We start from the raw sequence: 23,045 nt of genomic DNA, 5'->3' as shown, positions 1-23,045 counted from the left end.
CTCGGGCACCCGTTCGTGCCCGATATTCACCGGTTGGCCATAAGAGGAGTTCCGTTGCCCTTCACCCTCAGTCATGCGGCCGCCGTGCTGCCCGCCGTGCGGGGCGACGGGGCCGGCCGGGGGCGGCTGGTACCGGCCGTGCTGGTGGCGGGGTCCTTCTCGCCCGACATGACCTACTACGCGGCGAGTTTCCTGTCCGGAGCGATGGAGTTCGGGGACGTCACGCACTCCTTCCCGGGCGTCTTCACCATCGACGTGGTCATCGCCTGGGCGCTGGTGGGGTTGTGGCTGCTGATCCGCGAACCGCTGGTGGCGCTGCTGCCGCGGGCCCGGCAGGGACGCGCCGCCGCGCTGCTGCGCTGCGGGGCACCACGCGCGCGCGTGCGGCCGTCCCTCGTGGTGCGGTGGTACGTGTCGGCGGTGCTGGGGGCGCTGACGCACGTGGTGTGGGACGCGTTCACGCACCACGACCGCTGGGGGACACGGGTGTTCCCGGCCCTGGACCGGGAGATCGCGGGGTCACCGCTCTACTGGTACCTCCAGTACGGCGGTTCCGCGGTGGCGGCGGTCGTCATCGCCGTGTTCCTGATACGGGCACTGCGCCGCGCGCCCCGGGCCGAGCCGCTGGGCGTCCCGGTCCTCTCGGCGGGGGACCGCTGGTGGGCCTGGGCGGTGCTGGGCGGCTGCGCGGTGGCCGGGGCGGTGCAGCGGGCGGCCCGGTGGTGGGACCACTGGGGAGCCGTCGCGAAGCCCTGGGAGCTGATCCCGACGGTGTGCTTCGGGGCGGGCGCGGGGCTCGTCCCGGGGCTGCTGCTGTACGCCGTGGGGGTCAGGGCGTGGCGTCGGGCTCCGGCCCCCGGAAGCCGGGAAGACGTCGGTACGGAGCCGGACCGCCGGGTCGCGCACTGAGGGTGTCGGCGTTCGCGACGAACACGGTGAAGGTGTGTGCGGGGCGTGACCGCGGCAGCAGCGTCAGGGCGAGCGCCAGGTAGCCGCGGGCCAGGTCGGCCCACGGGCTCCTGGCGGGCGTCCCGCGTGGGGGCGCGGTGGCCGGGTTCCGGTGGGCGAGTCCGCGGCGCAGGCCGGCCGCGGTGCGGCGCAGGGCCGTCGTGACCGTGGCGGGGATGCGGCCGGTACTCGCGCCCGGCGCGACGACCGGGACCCTCAGGAACGGCACGCGGGCGGGTCCGTCTGTGCGTGCCCGTGCCGGTGTCGTCCGGTGGTGGAGCATGCGTATACCCATGCCCGCATCCTCACGGGCGCCAGGCGCGGTGGCGTTTCCGCGGGGGCCACCTGAGTGATGTGCCCGGCGGGGCGGGCGGGGCCGTGCGAGCGAGTCACCCGCCCTGGCCAGGAGCAGGACGCCGGTCCACCGCTGGCCACCACCGGGGTCCGCACCGCCAACCGACCCCGCGCCCCGACGCGCGGGGCGCGGGAGCAGGGCGCGGGAGCAAGGCGCGGGAGCAAGGCGCGGGAAGTGCCGGTCTCGCGACGCTCCCGCGCCCCGGTACCGCCGACCGCCGACCGCCGACCCTCGACCCTCGACCCTCGACCGCCGACCGCCGACCGCCGACCGCCCGAGGCTAGTGCGCCGCGGACTCCCAGTCCGGGCCCGCGCCCACCGAGACGCCCAGGGGCACCCTGAGCCGCACCGCGTTCGCCATTTCGCGGCGGACGAGCTCCTCCGCCGCCGCCCGCTCGCCGGGGGCGATCTCCAGGACGATTTCGTCGTGGACCTGGAGCAGCATCCGGGACGCCAGGCCGGCCTCGCGCAGCGCCTTGTCCACGTTGAGCATGGCGATCTTGACGATGTCGGCCGCCGTGCCCTGGATCGGGGCGTTCAGCGCCATGCGCTCGGCCGCCTCGCGGCGCTGCCGGTTGTCGCTGTTGAGGTCGGGCAGGTAGCGGCGGCGGCCGAAGAGAGTCGCCGTGTAACCCGTCGCCCGCGCCTCGTCGACGACCCGGCGCAGATAGTCCCGTACGCCGCCGAACCGCTCGAAGTAGGCGTCCATCAGGCCACGGGCCTCGGCGGCCTCGATGTTGAGCTGCTGGGAGAGGCCGAAGGCCGACAGACCGTACGCCAGGCCGTACGACATGGCCTTGATCTTGCGGCGCATCTCCGCGTCGACGGCGGACTGCTCGACGGAGAAGACCTGCGCGGCGGCGGTGGTGTGCAGGTCCTCACCGGAGGTGAAGGCCTCGATCAGCCCCGCGTCCTCGGAGAGGTGGGCCATCACGCGCAGCTCGATCTGGCTGTAGTCGGCCGTCATCAGGGACTCGAAGCCCTCGCCGACGACGAAGCCGCGGCGGATCGCGCGGCCCTCGTCCGTGCGGACCGGGATGTTCTGCAGGTTCGGGTCCGTGGACGAGAGGCGGCCGGTCGCGGCGACCGTCTGGTTGAACGTGGTGTGGATGCGGCCGTCCGCGGCGATCGTCTTGATCAGACCCTCGACCGTGACGCGCAGCTTGGCCTGCTCACGGTGACGGAGCATGATCACCGGCAGTTCGTTGTCGGTCTGGGCCGCCAGCCAGGCCAGGGCGTCGGCGTCGGTGGTGTAGCCGGTCTTGGTCTTCTTGGTCTTGGGGAGGTTCAGCTCGCCGAAGAGCACCTCCTGGAGCTGCTTGGGCGAGCCCAGGTTGAACTCGCGCCCGGCCGCCGCGTGCGCCTCCTTCACCGCCTGCTGCACGGCGCCCGCGAACATCTGCTCCATGGCCTCCAGATGGGCCCGGTCGGCCGCGATGCCGTGCCGCTCCATACGGGCCAGCAGCTCGGACGTGGGCAGCTCCATGTCACGCAGCAGGTCCGCGGCACCGACGTCGGCCAGGCGGCCCTCGAAGGCCTCGCCCAGGTCGAGGATCGCGCGGGCCTGCACCATCAGCGCCTCGGCCTCGGCGCCCTCGTCCGCGCCGAAGGCCAGCTGGCCGTCGGCCGCGGCGGCGGGGGCCAGCTCGCGGTGCAGGTACTCCAGGGACAGCGCGTCCAGGTCGAAGGAGCGGCGGCCCGGCTTGACCAGATAGGCGGCGAGCGCCGTGTCCATGCCCACCCCGGCTGCGCTCCAGCCGTGCTCGGCGAAGACGCGCATCGCACCCTTGGCGTTGTGGAAGACCTTCGGCCGGTCCGCGTCGGACAGCCAGGCCGCGAACGCCCTCTCGTCGGTCTCGTCCAGCTCGGACGGGTCGAACCAGGCGGCCTTCCCGTCGGGCGCGGCGAGCGCGACCTCGGTGACCGAGCCGGTGCCCAGCGCCCAGGTGTCGACCATGGCGACGCCGAGGGGCCGCGTGCCGTGCTCGGCGAGCCAGCCGGCCAGCTCACCCGTGCCCAGCACCGTGCCGTCCAGCTCCACGCCGTCCGCCACCACCGGTGTCTCCTCGGCCTCCTCGGCGCCGGGGTCGACGGCGTAGAGCCGCTCCCGCAGGGACGGGTTGCGGATCTCCAGGGTGTCCAGGATCACCGCGACGCCCTTGCGGTCGTACGCGGAACGCTCCAGGTCGGTGACCGTCTTCGGCAGCTCGACCCGCCGCTCCAGCTCGGTGAGCCGTCGGTTGAGCTTGACGGACTCCAGGTGGTCGCGGAGGTTCTGCCCGGCCTTGCCCTTGACCTCGTCGACGCGCTCGACCAGCTCCGCGAACGACCCGAACTGGTTGATCCACTTGGCGGCCGTCTTCTCACCGACACCCGGGATGCCCGGCAGGTTGTCGGACGGGTCACCGCGCAGCGCCGCGAAGTCGGGGTACTGCGCGGGGGTCAGTCCGTACTTCTCGAAGACCTTCTCCGGCGTGAACCGGGTCAGCTCGGAGACGCCCTTGGTCGGATACAGGACCGTGGTGTGCTCGCTGACCAGCTGGAAGGAGTCCCGGTCACCGGTGACGATCAGCACGTCGAAGCCCTCGGCCTCGGCCTGGGTGGCGAGCGTGGCGATCACGTCGTCCGCCTCGAAGCCCTCGACGGCGAACCGGGAGACGTGCATCGCGTCGAGGAGCTCGCCGATCAGCTCGACCTGCCCCTTGAACTCGTCCGGGGTCTTGGAGCGGTTCGCCTTGTACTCCGTGAACTCCTCGGACCGCCAGGTCTTGCGGGAGACGTCGAACGCCACCGCGAAGTGCGTGGGCGCCTCGTCACGCAGCGTGTTGGCCAGCATCGACGCGAAACCGTAGATCGCGTTGGTCGGCTGGCCCGTCGCGGTCGTGAAGTTCTCCGCGGGCAGCGCGAAGAACGCGCGGTACGCCAGCGAGTGCCCGTCCATGAGCATCAGCCGCGGACGGCCGCCGGATGTGCTGTCGGTCTTCTTCGATGCTGTCTTCGCCACGACCCCGATCCTGCCACGTACCACTGACACTCGGCCCCGCCCTCACGCTCCCCCGCCCGTGACCTGCCGAACCACCGGCCGACGCCCCCCGCCCGTGACCTGCCGAACCACCCGCCGGCGCCCCCGCCCACCACCACCCGCGCCACCCACCGTCACCGCCCCTCGCCGGCACCGCTCCCGGGCAGGCCCCCGCTCCCGCTCTCCCGCACGCCCGGCCACCGGCGATGTCGGCGGGGCGTGCGAGGATCGGAGACGTACCTCACACGTGTAGGCGAAGGAGCGCGCGATGGCCACCAAGCCGCCCAAAGGTGATCCGGTTCAGGACGCGCCGCAGGTCACAGGCCCGCAGCACGCGGCGGCGGGCATCCCGGCCATCGGCCACACCCTGCGGATGGCACAGCGGCAGATGGGCGTGAAGCGGACCGCGCTGACCCTGCTGAGCGTCAACCAGAAGGACGGCTTCGACTGCCCGGGCTGCGCCTGGCCGGAGCCGGACCACCGGCACAAGGCCGAGTTCTGCGAGAACGGCGCGAAGGCCGTGGCCGAGGAGGCCACCCTGCGCCGGGTCACCCCGGAGTTCTTCGCCGCGCACACCGTCACCGACCTCGCCACCCGCAGCGGCTACTGGCTGGGCCAGCAGGGCCGGCTCACCCACCCGGTGTACCTCCCGGAGGGCGGCGAGCACTACGAGCCGGTCACCTGGGAGCGCGCCTTCGACATCGTCGCGGAGGAGATCGCCGCCCTGGACGCACCCGACGAGGCCGTCTTCTACACCTCCGGACGCACCAGCAACGAGGCCGCGTTCCTCTACCAGCTCTTCGCACGCGAGCTCGGCACCAACAACCTGCCGGACTGCTCCAACATGTGCCACGAGTCGTCCGGCTCGGCCCTCGGCGAGACCATCGGCATCGGCAAGGGCAGCGTCCTCCTGGAGGACCTGTACAAGGCCGACCTGATCATCGTGGCCGGCCAGAACCCGGGCACCAACCACCCGCGCATGCTCTCCGCCCTGGAACGCGCCAAGGCGAACGGCGCGAAGATCATCAGCGTCAACCCGCTGCCCGAGGCCGGCCTGGAGCGCTTCAAGAACCCGCAGACCCCCAAGGGACTCACCACGGGCGCCGCCCTCACCGACCTGTTCCTGCAGATCCGCCTCGGCGGCGACCAGGCCCTGTTCCGGCTCCTCAACAAGCTGATCCTCGACACCGAGGGCGCGGTCGACAGGACCTTCGTCGAGGAACACACCCACGGCTACGAGGAGTTCGCCGAGGCCGCCCGCGCCGCCGACTGGGACGAGACGCTCACGGCGACCGGCCTCGCCCGCGCGGAGATCGAGGAAGCCCTGCGCATGGTGCTCGCCTCGAAGCGCACCATCGTGTGCTGGGCGATGGGCCTGACCCAGCACAAGCACTCCGTACCCACCATCCGCGAGGTCGTGAACTTCCTCCTCCTGCGCGGCAACATCGGCCGCCCGGGCGCCGGCGTCTGCCCGGTGCGCGGCCACTCCAACGTGCAGGGCGACCGCACGATGGGCATCTTCGAACGCCCCGCGCCCGCCTTCCTGGACGCCCTGGAGAGGGAGTTCGGCTTCGCCCCGCCGCGCGAACACGGCTACGACGTCGTACGGGCCATCCGCGCGCTGCGTGACGGCGAGGCGAAGGTCTTCTTCGCCATGGGCGGCAACTTCGTCTCCGCGTCCCCCGACACGGAGGTCACCGAGGCGGCCATGCGCCGCGCCCGCCTCACCGTGCACGTGTCGACGAAACTGAACCGCTCGCACGCCGTCACCGGCGCACGAGCCCTCATCCTCCCGACCCTGGGCCGCACCGAGCGCGATCTCCAGAGCAGTGGTGAGCAGTTCGTCACCGTCGAGGACTCCATGGGCATGGTGCACGCCTCCCGCGGCCGGCTGGAGCCCGCGAGCACACGTCTGCTGTCCGAGCCGGCGATCGTGTGCCGGCTGGCACGCCGCGTACTGGGCGAGAGCAGCCGCACACCCTGGGAGGAGTTCGAGAAGGACTACGCGACGATCCGCGACCGCATCGCGCGCGTGATCCCCGGCTTCGAGGACTTCAACGCGCGCGTGGCGCACCCCGGAGGCTTCGCCCTCCCCCACGCCCCGCGCGACGAACGCCGCTTCCCGACGGCCACCGGCAAGGCCAACTTCACCGCCGCGCCGATCGAGTACCCCGAGCTGCCCGAGGGACGGCTGCTGCTCCAGACGCTGCGCTCGCACGACCAGTACAACACCACGATCTACGGCCTGGACGACCGCTACCGGGGCATCAGGAACGGCCGCCGGGTCGTCCTGGTCAACCCGGCGGACGCCCGGCAGCTGAACGTGCGGGACGGCTCGTACGTCGACCTGGTCAGCGAGTGGCGGGACGGGGTGGAGCGGCGGGCGCCCGGTTTCCGCGTCGTGCACTATCCGACCGCCCGGGGCTGCGCGGCGGCGTACTACCCGGAGACCAACGTCCTGGTTCCGCTGGACGCCACCGCGGACACCAGTAACACCCCGGCCAGCAAGTCCGTCGTCGTCCGTCTGGAACAATCGGCGACCGACTGAGCGTTTGCTCAGTCAGCCGGCGGGCCCCACCAGGGCCGGCCGGCGGATCGGACAGACGGAGCGACGAAACGGAGCCGGCCCATGGGCGAGCAGCAGCAGGTGCAGTTCCCGCAGGAGGTCATCGACGAGTACGCCGCGCTCGGCGTCGACCTGCCCGCGCTCTTCTCCGCCGGGCACCTCGGGACGCGCATGGGCGTCCAGATCCTCGAGGCCTCGTCCGACCGCGTCGTCGGCACCATGCCGGTGGAGGGCAACACCCAGCCGTACGGGCTGCTGCACGGCGGCGCCTCCGCGGTGCTGGCCGAGACGCTCGGGTCGGTCGGCTCGATGCTGCACGGCGGCAGCTCCAGGATCGCCGTCGGTGTCGACCTGAACTGCACCCACCACCGCGGGGCCCGCTCCGGTCTGGTCACCGGGGTGGCCACACCGGTGCACCGGGGCCGGTCGACGGCGACGTACGAGATCGTGATCAGCGACGAGCAGGACCGGCGCGTGTGCACCGCCCGGCTGACCTGCCTGCTGCGGGACGTCGACCCCGGCGACGGAGCACGGGCGGGCGCGACGGGCTGAGCGGCGCAGCACCGGACGCGGAACGGCCCCGGCCGCCCCAGCGGCCTCACCCGGACGCATCCCCCGGCCGCCCGCCCCATCGCCCCGCGGCCACGGCATTGCCGCCGGCCACCCGGCGCTCTAGCGTCGGGGCATGGGACGGGGAGAGGCCCCCTGGCCGGGGGCGGCGGCTCGGCGATTCCGGTTCACACCCGCACGGCTCGTGCCCGAACGACGCCGGCACGGGCGGCTCACGTCCGAACGGCACCGACCCGCACGGCTCGTACCCGAACGACACCGACCCGCACGGCTCGTGCGCGAACGGCACCGGCACGGGCAGGTCGCGCCCCAACGGCACCGGCCCGCACGGCGCGTACCCGAACGACGTCGGCCCGGGCGGGTCGCGCCCGCCCTGGTCGCGCTCGCTCTGACACTGACGACCGCCGCCCTGACGACCGCCTGCGTCAACTCCTCCACCGGTGAGACCGATTCCGGCGCCGCCTCCGGAACAGCCACATCGGTGGCGGACCGACGAACCCCGTCCCGGGCGGAGTTGTGCACGAGCGCCGTCGGCTACTGGGCACGCGAGATGCTGCACGGCGGCGAGCCCTACGGCGACTACCAGTCGATGGGGCTGTCCGGCCGGCAGTACGACATCCTCCGGGAGGTCATGGACGCCGCTCGGGCCACGGAACGCGACCGAGGCACCCGGGCCGCCGAGGAGCTGGCCGACCGCCGGGCGCGTGCGGCGTGCGTCGAGCAGTACCGCGACGGCGGTCCGAGCGACGGCCCGTGGCAGCGGTGAGCGGCACCGGTCCCCTCGAGCCGGGCGACGGCACTCACGCCTGGGACGCCCCGGGCACCCCCGCACGCCGCGGCCGGCCGCGCGGACCTCTCGCCCGGCACTACGACCGCCACCGCCGGACCGTCCTCACCGCCGCCGCGGCACTCGCCCTCCTGGCAGGCGGCGGCTACCTGTACGCCGACCGGCCGCGGCAACCGCCGCCGCCCCCACCGCCACCCCCCTCCCAGGCGGTCGACCTCGACTACCTGGACGCGGTGCCCGGCCCCGGCAACGCCGAGCCCGGCAGTTTCAGCTTCGCGGTGCGGCTGAGCGTGCGGTCGGGACCACCCGTCACCGTGACGCGGCTGACCCAGCCCTACGCCGGCCTCTCGATGACGTCGTCGCCCGCCGCTCCTTTCCGGACAAAGACTCTTTCCGCCCGCATGATCATCATCACGCTCCGGGTGACGGAATGCGAGGAAGCACCGCGGAATCCCGGACTCCCTTTTCTCGATGTAACACTGCGTAATACGCACGCAATAGAAGCCCACAGTTTCATCCTGGGGCAACGCTATGCGCAGCACCTCTCGCAGGCCATCGAGGACACCTGCGGCAACGATTCCAGGTAATCACCAAAACACCCCAGACACCTGAACACCGCCCTGCGGTCCTGCGGGTTCTCATCATGCGGACAGGGCGAATCGGCCTGAATTCCGCCCTTCTTCTCAGCCAGTACCGCTCTGCATTACCCCGTGTCATAACAAGAGCGTCACAGCCTGAGTCAGACCCTCCTCCACCTTCCCCACACACGCTTAGAGTCACGGCCAGTCACCGCGCAGTCCGATTGTCACTTCGGCCCAGCGCTCGACTCGACCGCCTCCACGGGGAAGCGGCCGTGCCAGGGAAAGGACTGATCGTGCGTCAACGTTCGTTCATCGCCATCACCGCCGCTCTCGCGGCAGGGGCCCTCACCCTCACCGCCTGCGGCTCGCGCGACGACGACGGCGGCTCGGACTCCGGCAACGGCGGCGGAGGTGGCACCACCGTCGTCATCGGCGTCGACGCCCCGCTCACCGGCGACCTGTCCGCGCTGGGCCTCGGCATCAAGAACTCGGCGGACCTCGCCGCGAAGACGGCCAACAAGGACAAGTACGTCGAGGGCATCACCTTCAAGATCGAGGCCCTCGACGACCAGGGCCAGCCCTCCGTAGGCCAGCAGAACGCCACCCAGCTCGTCGCCAACGACGACGTCCTCGGCGTCGTCGGCCCGCTGAACTCCTCGGTCGGCGAGTCCATGCAGAAGGTCTTCGACACCGCCAAACTCGTCGAGGTCTCCCCCGCCAACACCGGCCCGTCCCTCACCCAGGGCCCGGACTGGCGCACCAACAAGGTCCGCCAGTACAAGTCGTACTTCCGCACCGCGACCACCGACGCCATCCAGGGCCCGTTCGCCGCGCAGTACGTCTACAACGACGCCAAGAAGAAGAACGTCTTCGTCATCGACGACAAGAAGACCTACGGCGCCGGCCTCGCCGCCACCTTCACCGAGGAGTTCAAGAAGCTCGGCGGCAAGGTGGTCGGCACCGAGCACATCAACCCCGACACCAAGGACTTCTCCTCGGTCGCCACCAAGGTGAAGAACTCCGGCGCCGACGTCGTCTACTACGGCGGTGAATACCCGCAGGCCGGCCCGCTGAGCAAACAGATCAAGGAGGCCGGCGCCAAGATCCCGCTCGTGGGCGGCGACGGCATCAAGGACGACACCTTCATCAAGCTGGCCGGCGCCGCCAGCACCGGCGACCTCGCCACCTCCGTCGGCGCACCCGTCGAAGAACTCCCCTCCGCCAAGAAATTCGTCGCCGACTACAAGGCGGCCGGCTACAAGGAGGACTACGCGGCCTACGGCGGCTACTCCTACGACTCCGCCTGGGCGATCATCGAGGCCGTCAAGAAGGTCGTCGAGGACAACGACGGAAAGCTCCCCTCCGACGCCCGCGCCAAAGTCACCGAGGCCATGCAGAACGTCTCCTTCGACGGCGTGACCGGCAAGGTCTCCTTCGACGAATTCGGTGACGCCACCAACAAGCAGCTCACCGTCTACTCCGTCGAGAACGGAGCCTTCAAGGCCGTCAAGTCCGGCACCTACACCGGCTGACCGACCCGCACCACAGCCCACCAGCCGCGCGGGGCGCTGTTCCACAGGCGCCCCGCGCGCACTCGCATCCGGCCACATCCGTCGAACGACCGAAAGTCTCGGAGGACATGCGGTGAACGAACTGCCGCAGCAGCTGGTCAACGGCCTGCTACTGGGATCCATGTACGGGCTGGTCGCCATCGGCTACACAATGGTCTACGGCATCGTCCAGCTCATCAACTTCGCCCACGGCGAGATCTTCATGACCGGCGCCTTCGGCGCGCTCACGGTCTACATATACATCCTGCCCGACGGCACCTCCATGCTGATCGCCCTCCCCCTGATGCTCATCGGCGCGGTGATCGTCTCAGTGGCCGTCGCCGTCGGAGCGGAACGATTCGCCTACCGCCCACTGCGCGGCGCCCCCCGACTAGCCCCCCTCATCACCGCCATCGGCCTCTCCCTCGCCCTCCAGCAGGCGATCTGGGCCTGGTACCCCGACGCCAAATCCGCCCGCACCTTCCCCCAGATCGACGGCGGCCCCTTCCACATCGGCAACGTCACCATCCAGACCGGCGACATCTTCCTGTTCACCGCCGCACCCATCAGCATGGCCATCCTCGCCTACTTCGTGATGAAGACCCGCACCGGACGCGGCATGCAGGCCACCGCCCAGGACCCCGACACCGCCAAACTCATGGGCATCAACACCGACCGCATCATCGTGGTCGCGTTCGCCCTCGGCGCCGTCTTCGCCGCCATCGGAGGCGTCGCCTTCGGCCTCAAGTACGGCCAGGTCGACTTCAAGATGGGCTTCATCCTGGGACTCAAGGCCTTCACCGCGGCCGTCCTCGGCGGCATCGGCAACATCTACGGCGCCATGATCGGCGGCATAGTCCTCGGCGTCGCCGAAACCCTCGCCACCGCCTACATCGCCGACGTCCCCGGACTGGGCCAGTTCGGCAGCCAGTCCTGGGCGGACGTCTGGGCCTTCATCCTCCTCATCCTCGTGCTGCTGCTCAGGCCACAAGGCCTGCTCGGCGAACGCGTTGCGGACAGGGCGTGACACCGATGACCACACAGACCACCACACCGAAGACCGCCGGCACCCCCACCACGGGCGCCCACACCGGCCTCATCGGCATACCCCCGCACATCGGCCGCGCCCTCGCCACCGGCGGCGGCCTCCTCACCATCGTCTCCACCTTCCTCGCCTGGACCTGGACCGCCGAATTCCCCGGCGACCTCACCGTCTACGGCTACCCCGGCGGCCTCCAGGTCCTCGTACTCATCGGCGGCGCCCTCACCACCCTCCTCGGCCTCGCGTCCTACAGCGTCAAAGGACTGCGCTGGCTCGCACCCGCCGGCGCCGACGCGGCCATCAGACTCGCCGCCCTCGCCACCTTCACCACCACCTGGTACACACTCATCGCGATCAGCGCCCAACTCGGCGGCCTGGTCAACCTGGAACCCGGCGGATACGTCGCAGCCGCCGTCACCCTCATCACCGTCCTCGGCGCCCTCGCCCTCCCCTTCGAACGCCCCGAACCCGACCCGTTCGACTCCGACAACACCGGCTGGGAACAGTTCAAGCACACCACCGCCCAGAACTGGCAGACCATCAGGGCAGCCTTCACCTCCGACGCCCCCCGCCCCGTCCGCACACTGCCCTCCTACGTCGAAATCCTCATCATCGCGGCCGTCCTCGCAGTCGCCCTGCTCGTCTTCACCTACGGCATCGGCACCGAGTACGACGAACTCTTCGTCGGCTTCCTCATCACCGCCGGCCTCGGCTTCGCCGCCCTCAACAAGTCCGGCCTGATCACCCAGATCACCCAGATCACCGCCCGGCACCAGAACATCACCATCTGCGGCGCGTTCATCGCGGCGGCCTGCTTCCCCTTCACCCAGACCGACGACCAGTACGCCACCCTCGGCGTCTACATCCTCATCTTCGCCACCGTCGCCCTCGGCCTGAACATCGTCGTCGGCCTCGCCGGCCTCCTCGACCTCGGCTACGTCGCCTTCCTCGGCGTCGGCGCCTACGCCGCCTCCCTCGTCTCCGGATCCCAGAGCTCCCCCTTCGGCGTCCACTTCCCCTTCTGGGCCGCCGTCCTCGTCGGCGCCGCCGCCTCCCTCGTCTTCGGCGTCCTCATCGGCGCCCCCACCCTGCGCCTGCGCGGCGACTACCTCGCCATCGTCACCCTCGGCTTCGGCGAGATCTTCCGCATCACCGCCAACAACCTCGACGGCACCTCAGGACCCGACCTCACCAACGGCTCCAACGGCATCTCCTCCATCCCCGACCTCAAAATCCTCGGCTTCGACCTCGGCACCCAGCACGACATCGCCGGCTTCACCATCGGCCGGTTCGCCAACTACTTCTTCCTGATGCTCATCATCACGGCCGTCGTCGTCCTCGTCTTCCGACGCAGCGGCGACTCCCGCATCGGCCGAGCCTGGGTCGCCATCCGCGAAGACGAAACCGCCGCCCTAGCCATGGGCATCAACGGCTTCCGCGTCAAACTCATCGCCTTCGCCGTCGGCGCCACCCTCGCCGGCCTCGCCGGCACCGTACAAGCACACGTCACCTACACCGTCACCCCCGAGCAGTACCTCTTCGCCGGCACCACCCCACCCAACTCCGCCTTCCTCCTCGCCGCAGTCGTCCTCGGCGGCATGGGCACCATCGCCGGCCCCCTCATCGGCGCCGCCCTGCTCTTCCTCATCCCCAACAAGCTCCAGTTCCTCGGCGACTACCAACTCCTCGCCTTCGGACTCGCGCTCGTACTGCTGATGCGCTTCCGCCCGGAAGGCCTCATCCCCAACCGACGCCGCCAACTGGAATTCCACGAAGAGGCCGAAGCGCCCACAGTCCTGAGCAAGACAGGGGCCTGACCACCATGACCACCGACACCACCACCAAGGACACCCCGGGCACACCCACCCCCGGCACCCCCGTCCTCGACGCACGCGGCGTCACCATGCGCTTCGGCGGCCTCACCGCCGTCAACAACGTCGACCTCACCGTCAACAGCGGCGAAATCGTCGGCCTCATCGGACCCAACGGCGCCGGCAAAACCACCTTCTTCAACTGCCTCACGGGCCTCTACATCCCCACCGAGGGCGAAGTCCGCTACAAGGACAAGGTCCTGCCCGCCAAGTCCTTCAAAGTCACCGCCGCCGGCATCGCACGCACCTTCCAGAACATCCGCCTCTTCGGCAACATGACCGTCCTGGAGAACGTCCTCGTCGGCCGCCACACCCGGACCAAAGAAGGCTTCTGGTCAGCCGTCCTGCGCGGCCCGGGCTTCCACAGAGCCGAAGCAGCCAGCCGCGAACGCGCCACAGAACTCCTCGAGTTCATAGGCCTCGCCGCCAAAGCCGACCACCTCGCACGCAACCTCCCCTACGGCGAACAACGCAAACTCGAGATCGCCCGCGCCCTCGCCAGCGAACCCGGACTCCTGCTCCTCGACGAACCCACAGCCGGCATGAACCCCCAGGAGACCCGGGCCACCGAGGAACTCGTCTTCGCCATCCGCGACATGGGCATCGCCGTCCTCGTCATCGAGCACGACATGCGCTTCATCTTCAACCTCTGCGACCGCGTCGCCGTCCTCGTCCAAGGCGAGAAACTCGTCGAAGGCGACAGCGCCACCGTCCAGGGCGACGAACGCGTCATCGCCGCCTACCTCGGCGAACCCCTCGCCCACGACCCCGGCGCCGCCGAGGCCGCCGAAGTGGAAGCCGCCGAATCCCACGCCCAGGCCGACACCACCACGGACACCGCGGCCGGCAAGGAGAACGACCGATGACCGCACTCCTCGAGGTCGAAGACCTCCGCGTCGCCTACGGCAAGATCGAAGCCGTCAAAGGCATCTCCTTCACAGTCGACGCCGGAGAAGTGGTCACCCTCATCGGCACCAACGGCGCCGGCAAGACCACCACCCTGCGCACCCTCTCCGGCCTCCTCAAACCAGTCGGCGGCCAGATCAAATTCGGCGGCAAGTCACTCAAGAAGACCCCGGCACACCAGATCGTCTCCCTCGGACTCGCCCACTCCCCCGAAGGCCGGCACATCTTCCCCCGCATGACCATCGAGGACAACCTCCGCCTCGGCGCCTTCCTCCGTACCGACAAACCCGGCATCGAAAAAGACATCCAACGCGCCTACGACCTCTTCCCCATCCTCGGCGAACGCAGAAAACAAGCCGCAGGCACCCTCTCCGGCGGCGAACAGCAAATGCTCGCCATGGGCCGCGCCCTGATGTCCCAGCCCAAACTGCTCATGCTCGACGAACCCTCCATGGGCCTCTCCCCCATCATGATGCAGAAGATCATGTCGACCATCGCCGAACTGAAATCCCAAGGCACCACCATCCTGCTCGTCGAACAGAACGCCCAAGCCGCCCTCTCCCTGGCCGACCACGGCCACGTCATGGAAGTCGGCAACATCGTCCTGACCGGCAGCGGACAAGACCTCCTCCACGACGAGTCCGTCCGCAAGGCCTACCTCGGCGAAGACTGAACCAGCACACACAAAAGAGGCCCGCGCCCCCTGCCGGGGACGCGGGCCACCTTCATCATCGGGTCCTGCTCAGCCCTTGGACGCCTTCTTCTCCTCGGCATCCTGAATGACCGCCTCGGCCACCTGCTGCATCGACATCCGCCGGTCCATCGACGTCTTCTGGATCCACCGGAACGCCGCCGGCTCCGTCAGCCCGTACTCCGTCTGCAGCACCGACTTCGCCCGGTCCACCAGCTTCCTCGTCTCCAGCCGCAGACTGAGATCCGCGACCTCCTTCTCCAACGCCTTCAGCTCCGTGAACCGCGACACGGCCATCTCGATCGCCGGAACGACATCACTCTTGCTGAACGGCTTCACGAGATACGCCATCGCACCCGCGTCCCGCGCCCGCTCCACCAGGTCGCGCTGCGAGAACGCGGTCAGCATCAGCACCGGCGCGATGCTCTCCTCGGCGATCTTCTCGGCCGCGGAGATCCCGTCCAGCTTGGGCATCTTCACATCGAGGATCACCAGGTCCGGCTTGTGCTCCCGGGCCAGCTCCACGGCCTGCTCACCGTCACCGGCCTCACCGACGACGGAGTACCCCTCCTCCTCCAGCATCTCTTTCAGATCCAGCCGGATGAGCGCCTCGTCCTCGGCGATGACGACACGGGTCGTCAGCGGAGGCACGTGCGACTTCTCGTCTTCGGGCACGTCGGCGGGCTGGGGCGACTCGGGGGCGGTCACGTGGGCGCTCCTTGTTCCGGGGCAGGCGGTACTGCTGACAAGAGCGTACCTAGCTGCGATAAGGTGGGGGCACGGCGGGTGACCGTCAACCTTTGTTTTACAGGAAGCCTCGGTAGTCCAGCGGTAGAGACACGGTGCTCAAACCACCGACAGCGTGGGTTCGAATCCCACCCGGGGCACTTTTCCTTCATTTCAAAGGCGCGCCCCTAAGCGGAGGATCGCGTTCGCGTGATTCTCCGCCTTCTTGGCCCTGAAGTGACGGCGACTAACGCAACGTAGCGGTATGGAACAGCACAGCTCTTCGATCCGCACACGCGCTGTCGCACTCATGAACCAAGGGGTTCCCAACCGTGTGGTCGCCGCGCAGCTCAACATCCCGCGAGGAACCGTGGGCTGGTGGCGCAGCGAGGACCGCAAAGCGCGCGGCGTCGCATACGAGCAACCAACCGACTGCCCCCAGTGCACGGGCCGCAAGTTCGATGAGGTGGCATACGCCTACCTCCTCGGCCTCTACCTCGGCGACGGTCACATCGTCTCGAAGCCCAGACAGCACCATCTGTCGATTTTCTGCAACGCCACGCAGATCGGCTTGATCGCTGCGGCTGAAGAGGCCATGCGCAGGGTTATGCCGCTACCCAATGTCAGTCAGCGCCACAAACCCGGGTGCGTCGAGGTCAAGTCCTACACCAAGCACTGGTGCTGCATGTTCCCTCAGCACGGTCCTGGTAAGAAGCATGAGCGCACGATCGCCCTCCGACCCTGGCAGCAGTTGATCGTCGACACTCACCCGTGGGAGTTGGTCCGCGGGCTCGTCCACTCCGACGGCTGCCGTATCACCAACTGGACGACACGGCTCGTCGGCGGGGAACGCAAACGCTACGAATACCCGCGGTACTTCTTCACCAACGTGTCGGCCGACATCCGCCGCCTCTACACAGACACCCTCGACAGGCTCGACGTCGAATGGACCCACTGCACGCGCCACGGGAACCCCTACAACATCTCCGTAGCCCGCAAAGCCTCCGTAGCCCTCATGGACGCCCACGTCGGGCCCAAGTACTGACGGCCGGCCTACTGGGGACTGTCGTCCTCGCCGATGTGGTGCACCCGCACCAGGTTGGTCGTGCCCGAGACCCCTGGTGGCGAGCCGGCCGTGATGACCACGACGTCGCCCTTCCGGCAGCGTCCGTAGCGGGTGAGGAGTTCGTCCACCTGGTCGACCATCGCGTCCGTGGAGTCCGCGTGCGGGCCGAGGAAGGTCTCCACGCCCCAGGTCAGGCTGAGCTGTGAGCGCGTCGCCGGTTCGGGGGTGAAGGCGAGCAGCGGGATGGGTGAGCGGTAGCGGGAGAGGCGGCGGACGGTGTCGCCGGACTGGGTGAAGGCGACGAGGAATTTCGCGCCGAGGAAGTCGCCGATCTCCGCGGCCGCGCGGGCGACGGCGCCGCCCTGGGTGCGGGGTTTGTTGCGGTCGGTCAGTGGGGGCAGGCCCTTGGCGAGGATGTCCTCCTCGGCTGCTTCGACGATGCGGGCCATGGTGCGCACTGTTTCGATCGGGTGTTTGCCGACGCTGGTTTCGCCGGAGAGCATGACCGCGTCGGTGCCGTCGATGACGGCGTTGGCGACGTCGGAGGCCTCGGCGCGGGTGGGGCGGGCGTTGTCGATCATGGAGTCGAGCATCTGGGTGGCGACGATGACCGGTTTGGCGTTGCGTTTGGCGAGTTTGATGGCGCGCTTCTGGACGATGGGGACCTGTTCGAGGGGCATTTCGACGCCGAGGTCGCCCCGGGCGACCATGATGCCGTCGAAGGCGGCGACGATGTCGTCGATGTTCTCGACGGCCTGGGGTTTTTCGATCTTGGCGATGACGGGGAGGCGGCGGCCTTCCTCGTCCATGATGCGGTGGACGTCGAGGGCGTCTCGTCCGCTGCGGACGAAGGACAGGGCGATGACGTCGAAGCCGTTGCGGAGGGCCCAGCGGAGGTCGTCCTCGTCCTTCTTGGAGAGGGCGGGGACGGAGACGGCGGCGCCGGGGAGGTTGAGGCCTTTGTGGTCGGAGACCATGCCGCCTTCGATGACCGTCGTTCGGACTCGGGGTCCGTCGATGCCGGTGACTTCGAGGCAGACTTTGCCGTCGTCGACGAGGATGCGTTCGCCGGGGGTGACGTCGGCGGCGAGGCCGGGGTAGGTGGTGCCGCAGGTGTGGCGGTCGCCGGCGATGCCTTCTTCGACGGTGATGGTGAAGGTGTCGCCGCGTTCGAGGAGTACGGGGCCTTCGGTGAAGTGGCCGAGCCGGATCTTCGGGCCTTGAAGGTCGGCGAGGGTGCCGACGCTGCGGCCGGTCTCATCGGAGGCTTTTCGGACGCGGTGGTATCGCTCTTCGTGTTCGGCGTGGGTGCCGTGGCTGAAGTTGAAGCGGGCGATGTCCATTCCGGCGTCGACCAGGCGTTTGATCTGGTCGTACGAGTCGGTGGCGGGCCCAAGTGTGCAGACGATCTTTGCTCGGCGCATGGGTCGAGCCTATGACTTACCGGCGGGTAGCGAATTGGCCGCGCATGTCCACTCAACAACCTTTGAGTAAAGGGTTATTGACAAGTGTTGAATTGTGCGCGGCGCTGCTCCGATGAGCATTTCATCCGGCTGTGGCTCTTGACAGGTGCTGCGCTCAGGGCGGAATCTACGCGCGTTGTCACATGATCACGGGTCACCGAGGAGAGTCAGCCATGGCGTTGAACCGCCGGAAGTTCCTGAGCAGGTCCGCCGTGACGGGGGCGGGTGTCGCGTTGGCCGGCGCGGCGGTGGCTCCGGCGGCGGAGGCGGCGCCCGCGCACGGGGGCGGTCGTAAGAAGCGGAAGCGGTACGCGCTGACGGTGCTGGGCACCACCGATCTGCACGGGCACGTGTTCAACTGGGACTACTTCAAGGACGCCGAGTACGCGGACGCGGCGGGCAACGCGCAGGGGCTGGCCCGTGTCTCCACGCTGGTGGACCAGGTCCGTGCGGAGAAGGGCCGCCGCAACACGCTGCTGCTGGACGCGGGCGACACCATCCAGGGCACGCCGTTGACGTACTACTACGCGAAGGTCGATCCGATCACCGCCGAGGGCGGTCCGGTGCACCCGATGGCGCAGGCGATGAACGCGATCGGGTACGACGCGGTGGCGCTGGGGAACCATGAGTTCAACTACGGCATCGAGACGCTGCGCAAGTTCGAGGAGCAGTGTGATTTTCCGCTGCTCGGTGCGAACGCGGTGGACGCGAAGACGCTGAGGCCGGCCTTCCCGCCGTACTTCATGAAGACGTTCCGGGTGAAGGGCGCGCCGCCGGTGAAGGTGGCGGTGCTGGGGCTGACGAATCCGGGTATCGCGATCTGGGACAAGGCGTACGTGCAGGGGAAGCTGGCGTTCCCGGGTCTGGAGGAGCAGGCGGCCGCGTGGGTGCCGAAGCTGCGTTCGATGGGCGCGGACGTGGTGGTGGTGTCGGCGCACTCGGGGTCGTCGGGGACGTCGTCGTACGGTGACCAGCTTCCGTACGTGGAGAACGCGGCGGCGAATGTGGCGAGGCTGGTGCCGGGTATCGACGCGATCCTGGTGGGGCACGCGCATCAGGAGATCGCGGAGTTGAAGGTCGTCAACGAGGAGACCGGGAAGACGGTCGTGCTGTCGGAGCCGCTGTGTTACGCCGAGCGGCTGACTCTGTTCGACTTCGAGCTGGTTTTCGAGCGGGGTCGTTGGCACGTGGAGTCGGTGAGGGCGTCGCTGCGTGATTCCAGCACGGTCGAGGACGACCCGGAGATCACCGAGTTGCTGTCGGACGAGCAGGCGAGGGTCGTGGCGTACGTCAATCAGGTGGTCGGTACGGCGACCGAGACGTTGACGACGGTGGAGGCGCGTTTCAAGGACGCGCCGATCATCGACCTGATCACGAAGGTGCAGGAGGACGTGGTCAGGGAGGCGCTGGCGGGTACGGAGTACGCGTCGCTGCCGGTTCTGGCGCAGGCTTCGCCGTTCTCGCGGACGTCCGAGATTCCGGCGGGTGACGTGACGATCCGGGATCTGTCGAGTCTGTACGTGTACGACAACACGCTGGTGGCGAAGTTGATGACGGGCGCCCAGTTGCGGGCGTACCTGGAGTACTCGGCGGAGTACTACGTGCGGACGGCGGCGGGTGTGCCGGTGGATGTGGAGAAGCTGACCAATGCGAACGGCCGTCCGGACTACAACTACGACTACGTGTCGGGGCTGACGTACGAGGTGGACATCGCGCAGGCGCCCGGTTCGCGGATCAGGAATTTGGCGTACGGGGGTGCGCCGTTGGCCGATGAGGCGCGGTTCGTGCTGGCGGTGAACAACTACCGGGCGAACGGTGGTGGTGCGTTCCCGCATGTGGCGTCGGCCCAGGAGTTGTGGTCGGAGTCGACGGAGATCCGTACGCGGATCGCCGAGTGGGTCACGGCGAGGGGTGTGCTGGACCCGGCGGACTTCGCGTCGGTGGGCTGGAGGCTGACGCGGGACGGTGTGCCGGTGTTCTGATTTCCGCGTGTGTGAGGTGCGGCCTCAGATTCCTTCCACCAGCGGGGTGAGTGCCCGGTGGTCGCGTGCGGAGGGGATCTGGGGCTGTGCTCGTTCCAGGCCGAAGGTGGTGAAGGCGGTGCGGCTGGGGAGCGGGTAGGGGTTGCGTCCGGTGACGTCGTTGAGGATGGTGGCGCTGCGCCAGGCGGCGAGGCCGAGGTCGGGTGTGCCGACGCCGTGGGTGTGGGTTTCGGCGTTCTGGACGTAGACGTGTCCGGTGACGGAGGGGTCGAGGAGGAGGCGGAAGCGTTCGTCGATGCGGGGGCGTTCGTGGTTGTCGCGCCGCATGTAGGCGTCGAGGCCGGTGAGGAGGCGGTCGAGGGGGCGGTCGCGGTAGCCGGTGGCGAGGACGACGGCGTTGGTGGTGAGGCGGGAGCGGGTTTTCTGCTGGGTGTGTTCGATGTGGAGTTCGATCTGGGTGGTGGCGATGCGGCCGGCGGTGCGGACGTGGACGCCGGGGGTGAGGACGGTGTCGGGCCAGCCGCCGTCGAGGGTGCGGCGGTAGAGCTCGTCGTGGATGGCGGCGGTGGTGTCGGCGTCGATGCCTTTGTGGAGTTGCCACTGGGTGGCGAGGAGGCGGTCGCGGACGGGTTCGCTCAGGGCGTGGAAGTAGCGGGTGTAGTCGGGTGTGAAGTGTTCCAGGCCGAGTTTGGAGTACTCCATGGGGGCGAAGGCTTCGGTGCGGCCGAGCCAGTGGAGTTGTTCGTGGCCGGTGGGGCGGTGGCGGAGGAGGTCGAGGAAGATCTCGGCGCCGGACTGGCCGGTGCCGATGACGGTGATGTGTCCGGCGGTGAGCAGGGTGTCGCGGTGCTGGAGGTAGTCGGCGGCGTGGATGACGGGGACGCCGGGGGCGTCGGTGAGGGGTTTGAGGGGGTCGGGGACGTGCGGTTCGGTGCCGATGCCGAGGACGACGTTCTTCGCGTAGGTGCGGCCGACGGCGTCGGCTTCTCCGTCGGCGTCGAGTCGGGTGTAGTCGACTTCGAAGAGGTGGTGTTCGGGGTTCCAGCGGACGGCGTCGACCTGGTGGTGGAAGCGGAGGGTGGGGAGGTTGTCGGCGACCCAGCGGCAGTAGGTGTCGTATTCGGTGCGTTGGATGTGGAAGCGTTCGGCGAAGTAGAAGGGGAAGAGGCGTTCTCGGGCTTTGAGGTGGTTGAGGAAGGTCCAGGGGTTGGCGGGGTCGGCGAGGGTGACGAGGTCGGCGAGGAAGGGGACCTGGATGCGTGCGCCGTCGATGAGGAGGCCGGGGTGCCAGTGGAAGGCGGGGCGCTGGTCGTAGAAGACGGTGTCGAGGCCGGTGAGGGGGTCGGCGAGGGCGGCGAGGGAGAGGTTGAAGGGGCCGATGCCGATGCCGGCGAGGTCGCGGGGGGTGTCGGGGGTGTGGTGTGCGGGGGTGTTCATCGGGGGGTGTGTCTTTCTACGAGGGTGAGGAGGGTGGTGAGGTCGTCGGGTGTGGTGTGGGGGTTGAGGAGGGTGGCTTTGAGCCAGAGCCGGCCGTCGGCGTGGGCGCGGCCGAGGACGGCGTCGCCGGTGGTGAGGAGGGTGCGGCGTAGGGCGGCGACGGTGTCGTCGGTGGTGTGGGTGGGGCGGAAGAGGACTGTGCTGATGGTGGGTGGGGCGTGGAGTTCGAAGCGGGGGTGGTGGTGGATGAGGGTGGCGAGTTTCTGGGCGAGGGTGCAGACGTCGTCGACGAGGGTGCCGAGTCCGGTGCGGCCGAGGGTTTTGAGGGTGGCGGCGATTTTGAGGATGTCGGGGCGGCGGCTGGTGCGTGGGGAGCGGCCGAGGAGGTCGGGGATTCCGGCGTGGGTGTCGTCGTCGGCGTTGAGGTAGTGGGTGTGGTGGTGGAGGGCGGTGAGGTCGTCGGGGTTCTTGACGGTGAGGAGGCCGGCGGCGATGGGTTGCCAGCCGAGTTTGTGCAGGTCGAGGGTGACGGTGTGGGCGGCTTCGAGTCCGGCGAGTTTGGGGCGGTGCTGGGTGCTGAAGAGGAGGCCGGCGCCGTAGGCGGCGTCGATGTGGAGGCGGGCGCCGTGTGCGGTGCAGCGGTCGGCGATTTCGGGGAGGGGGTCGATGAGGCCGGCGTCGGTGGTTCCGGCGGTGGCGACGACGAGGTGTGGTCCGGGGATCTGGGTGAGGGCTTCGTCGAGGGCCGCGGGGTCGAGGGTGCCGGCGGGGGCGGGGACGACGACGGGTTCGGGCAGTCCGAGTAGCCAGGTGGCGCGGGGTACGGAGTGGTGGGCGTTGGCTCCGTGGATGAGGCGCAGGCCTGGGCCGTGGGTTTCGCGGGCGAGGAGGGTGGCGAGTTGGTTGGATTCGGTGCCGCCGGTGGTGATGAGGGCGTCGGCGGCGCCGGTTTCCCGGGCGAGGGCGCGGGTGACGAGGGTTTCGAGGGTGGAGGCGGCGGGTGCCTGGTCCCAGGAGTCGAGGGAGGGGTTGAGGGCGCTGGCGGCGAGGTCGGCGGCGGTGGCGACGGCGAGGGGTGGGCCGTGCAGGTGGGCGGTGCACAGGGGGTGGGCGGGGTCGGCGGCGCCGTGGGCGAGTGCGGTGACGAGGGTGCGCAGGGCGTCGGGGTCGCCGTGGTCGGGGAGGATGTCGCCGGCGGCGTCGGTCATGCGGGCGGTGACGGTGTCGGGGCCGCCCGCGGGCAGGGGGCCTCCGCGTGCTGTGGTGCCGGCGTGCAGTGCGTCGAGCACGGTGTCGAGCAGGGGGCGTAGGGCGTCGGGGCCGTGGGGGCCCGAGGCGAGGGGCGGCGGCGTGCCCATGGGCTGTCCTCCGGGCGTGGTGCGGGGAGTTCCAGCTTGGACGGGGATGCGCGGGTACGCCTGTACAGCTCAAGATCGCAACCCGAAAGGGGTATGCGGGGGGGCCGGCCCGCGGGGGTGGGCC

At 69.4% G+C, this 23,045-nt stretch carries 18 protein-coding genes and 1 tRNA gene; 13 read left to right on the top strand and 6 right to left on the bottom strand.

All coding sequences use genetic code 11. From position 1 onward, the window contains the following. The first annotated feature begins 54 nt into the window (after positions 1-54). Positions 55-909, top strand: coding sequence for a DUF4184 family protein (locus ACZ7G3_RS10630; protein ID WP_470924706.1), 855 nt, complete (start codon positions 55-57; stop codon positions 907-909). Here the strand turns inward: ACZ7G3_RS10630 and ACZ7G3_RS10625 are convergent. Together ACZ7G3_RS10625 and polA are read right to left on the bottom strand one after the other, a co-directional pair. Then, the gene (locus tag ACZ7G3_RS10625; protein ID WP_426598311.1) at positions 830-1,243 is read right to left on the bottom strand and encodes a hypothetical protein; all 414 of its coding nucleotides are present in this window, start codon (positions 1,241-1,243) and stop codon (positions 830-832) included. The genes ACZ7G3_RS10630 and ACZ7G3_RS10625 overlap by 80 nt on opposite strands. A gap of 340 nt (positions 1,244-1,583) precedes the next feature. Further along, positions 1,584-4,307, bottom strand: a complete 2,724-nt coding sequence (gene polA / locus ACZ7G3_RS10620; RefSeq protein ID WP_426598312.1) for a DNA polymerase I — start codon at positions 4,305-4,307, stop codon at positions 1,584-1,586. A 286-nt stretch (positions 4,308-4,593) separates the two neighbouring features. Here polA and ACZ7G3_RS10615 point away from each other — a divergent pair, with 286 nt between their 5' ends. From ACZ7G3_RS10615 to ACZ7G3_RS10575, 9 genes are all read left to right on the top strand, one after another. Beyond that, complete coding sequence (locus tag ACZ7G3_RS10615) at positions 4,594-6,873, top strand: FdhF/YdeP family oxidoreductase (protein ID WP_470924704.1); 2,280 nt, start codon at positions 4,594-4,596, stop codon at positions 6,871-6,873. An 81-nt stretch (positions 6,874-6,954) separates the two neighbouring features. Next, the gene (locus tag ACZ7G3_RS10610; RefSeq protein WP_470924702.1) at positions 6,955-7,443 is read left to right on the top strand and encodes a PaaI family thioesterase; all 489 of its coding nucleotides are present in this window, start codon (positions 6,955-6,957) and stop codon (positions 7,441-7,443) included. 292 nt (positions 7,444-7,735) lie between these two features. Then, positions 7,736-8,227, top strand: coding sequence for a hypothetical protein (locus ACZ7G3_RS10605; protein WP_470924700.1), 492 nt, complete (start codon positions 7,736-7,738; stop codon positions 8,225-8,227). Then, entirely contained in the window at positions 8,224-8,835 is a 612-nt protein-coding gene (locus ACZ7G3_RS10600) for a Tat pathway signal sequence domain protein (RefSeq protein ID WP_426526194.1), read from the top strand. Before ACZ7G3_RS10605 ends, ACZ7G3_RS10600 begins: the two co-directional genes overlap by 4 nt. A 287-nt stretch (positions 8,836-9,122) precedes the next feature. Beyond that, positions 9,123-10,361, top strand: a complete 1,239-nt coding sequence (locus ACZ7G3_RS10595; RefSeq protein WP_470924699.1) for a branched-chain amino acid ABC transporter substrate-binding protein — start codon at positions 9,123-9,125, stop codon at positions 10,359-10,361. Positions 10,362-10,473: 112 nt separating this feature from the next. Then, positions 10,474-11,406, top strand: a complete 933-nt coding sequence (locus tag ACZ7G3_RS10590) for a branched-chain amino acid ABC transporter permease (protein WP_426598317.1) — start codon at positions 10,474-10,476, stop codon at positions 11,404-11,406. A 5-nt stretch (positions 11,407-11,411) separates the two neighbouring features. Continuing rightward, positions 11,412-13,238, top strand: coding sequence for a branched-chain amino acid ABC transporter permease (locus ACZ7G3_RS10585; RefSeq protein WP_470924696.1), 1,827 nt, complete (start codon positions 11,412-11,414; stop codon positions 13,236-13,238). 5 nt (positions 13,239-13,243) lie between these two features. Then, positions 13,244-14,158 (top strand): ABC transporter ATP-binding protein, encoded by a 915-nt coding sequence (locus tag ACZ7G3_RS10580; protein ID WP_470924694.1) that lies wholly within the window; start codon positions 13,244-13,246, stop codon positions 14,156-14,158. Next, positions 14,155-14,871 carry an ABC transporter ATP-binding protein gene (locus tag ACZ7G3_RS10575; RefSeq protein ID WP_426526172.1) on the top strand — a complete coding sequence of 239 codons (717 nt, stop codon included), beginning with the start codon at positions 14,155-14,157 and terminating at the stop codon, positions 14,869-14,871. The genes ACZ7G3_RS10580 and ACZ7G3_RS10575 overlap by 4 nt, the downstream gene beginning before the upstream one ends. A gap of 69 nt (positions 14,872-14,940) precedes the next feature. Here ACZ7G3_RS10575 and ACZ7G3_RS10570 read toward each other — a convergent pair whose 3' ends face one another. Next, positions 14,941-15,597 (bottom strand): ANTAR domain-containing response regulator, encoded by a 657-nt coding sequence (locus tag ACZ7G3_RS10570; RefSeq protein WP_426526174.1) that lies wholly within the window; start codon positions 15,595-15,597, stop codon positions 14,941-14,943. 106 nt (positions 15,598-15,703) lie between these two features. Here ACZ7G3_RS10570 and ACZ7G3_RS10565 point away from each other — a divergent pair. Together ACZ7G3_RS10565 and ACZ7G3_RS10560 are read left to right on the top strand one after the other, a co-directional pair. Next, a tRNA-Leu gene (locus tag ACZ7G3_RS10565) sits at positions 15,704-15,776 on the top strand. 104 nt (positions 15,777-15,880) lie between these two features. Further along, entirely contained in the window at positions 15,881-16,660 is a 780-nt protein-coding gene (locus tag ACZ7G3_RS10560; protein ID WP_470924692.1) for a helix-turn-helix domain-containing protein, read from the top strand. An 8-nt stretch (positions 16,661-16,668) separates the two neighbouring features. Here the strand turns inward: ACZ7G3_RS10560 and pyk are convergent, their stop codons facing one another. Then, entirely contained in the window at positions 16,669-18,105 is a 1,437-nt protein-coding gene (pyk, locus tag ACZ7G3_RS10555; protein ID WP_470924690.1) for a pyruvate kinase, read from the bottom strand. Positions 18,106-18,317: 212 nt separating this feature from the next. Between pyk and ACZ7G3_RS10550 the strand changes: the two genes are divergently transcribed. Continuing rightward, positions 18,318-20,126, top strand: a complete 1,809-nt coding sequence (locus ACZ7G3_RS10550) for a bifunctional metallophosphatase/5'-nucleotidase (RefSeq protein ID WP_470924689.1) — start codon at positions 18,318-18,320, stop codon at positions 20,124-20,126. Positions 20,127-20,150: 24 nt separating this feature from the next. On the opposite strand, the gene ACZ7G3_RS10545 is transcribed toward ACZ7G3_RS10550, so the two are convergent. Together ACZ7G3_RS10545 and ACZ7G3_RS10540 are read right to left on the bottom strand one after the other, a co-directional pair. Next, entirely contained in the window at positions 20,151-21,563 is a 1,413-nt protein-coding gene (locus ACZ7G3_RS10545) for a lysine N(6)-hydroxylase/L-ornithine N(5)-oxygenase family protein (protein WP_470924687.1), read from the bottom strand. Then, positions 21,560-22,921, bottom strand: coding sequence for a pyridoxal phosphate-dependent decarboxylase family protein (locus tag ACZ7G3_RS10540; RefSeq protein ID WP_470924685.1), 1,362 nt, complete (start codon positions 22,919-22,921; stop codon positions 21,560-21,562). Before ACZ7G3_RS10540 ends, ACZ7G3_RS10545 begins: the two co-directional genes overlap by 4 nt. Positions 22,922-23,045: the final 124 nt, after the last annotated feature.

This window comes from Streptomyces sp. NPDC037271, assembly GCF_055603605.1.
The sequence above is the reverse complement of the archived record's forward strand: the minus strand, read 5'-3'. Positions and strand labels throughout refer to the sequence as shown.

Bases quoted from the DNA above. Each gene is read 5' to 3' on its own strand.
- ACZ7G3_RS10540 (WP_470924685.1), bottom strand. From the start codon at position 22,921: ATGGGCACGCCGCCGCCCCTCGCCTCGGGCCCCCACGGCCCCGACGCC.
- ACZ7G3_RS10580 (WP_470924694.1), top strand. From the start codon at position 13,244: ATGACCACCGACACCACCACCAAGGACACCCCGGGCACACCCACCCCC.
- ACZ7G3_RS10615 (WP_470924704.1), top strand. From the start codon at position 4,594: ATGGCCACCAAGCCGCCCAAAGGTGATCCGGTTCAGGACGCGCCGCAG.
- ACZ7G3_RS10550 (WP_470924689.1), top strand. From the start codon at position 18,318: ATGGCGTTGAACCGCCGGAAGTTCCTGAGCAGGTCCGCCGTGACGGGG.
- ACZ7G3_RS10610 (WP_470924702.1), top strand. From the start codon at position 6,955: ATGGGCGAGCAGCAGCAGGTGCAGTTCCCGCAGGAGGTCATCGACGAG.
- ACZ7G3_RS10575 (WP_426526172.1), top strand. From the start codon at position 14,155: ATGACCGCACTCCTCGAGGTCGAAGACCTCCGCGTCGCCTACGGCAAG.
- ACZ7G3_RS10560 (WP_470924692.1), top strand. From the start codon at position 15,881: ATGGAACAGCACAGCTCTTCGATCCGCACACGCGCTGTCGCACTCATG.
- ACZ7G3_RS10585 (WP_470924696.1), top strand. From the start codon at position 11,412: ATGACCACACAGACCACCACACCGAAGACCGCCGGCACCCCCACCACG.
- pyk (WP_470924690.1), bottom strand. From the start codon at position 18,105: ATGCGCCGAGCAAAGATCGTCTGCACACTTGGGCCCGCCACCGACTCG.
- ACZ7G3_RS10625 (WP_426598311.1), bottom strand. From the start codon at position 1,243: ATGGGTATACGCATGCTCCACCACCGGACGACACCGGCACGGGCACGC.
- ACZ7G3_RS10545 (WP_470924687.1), bottom strand. From the start codon at position 21,563: ATGAACACCCCCGCACACCACACCCCCGACACCCCCCGCGACCTCGCC.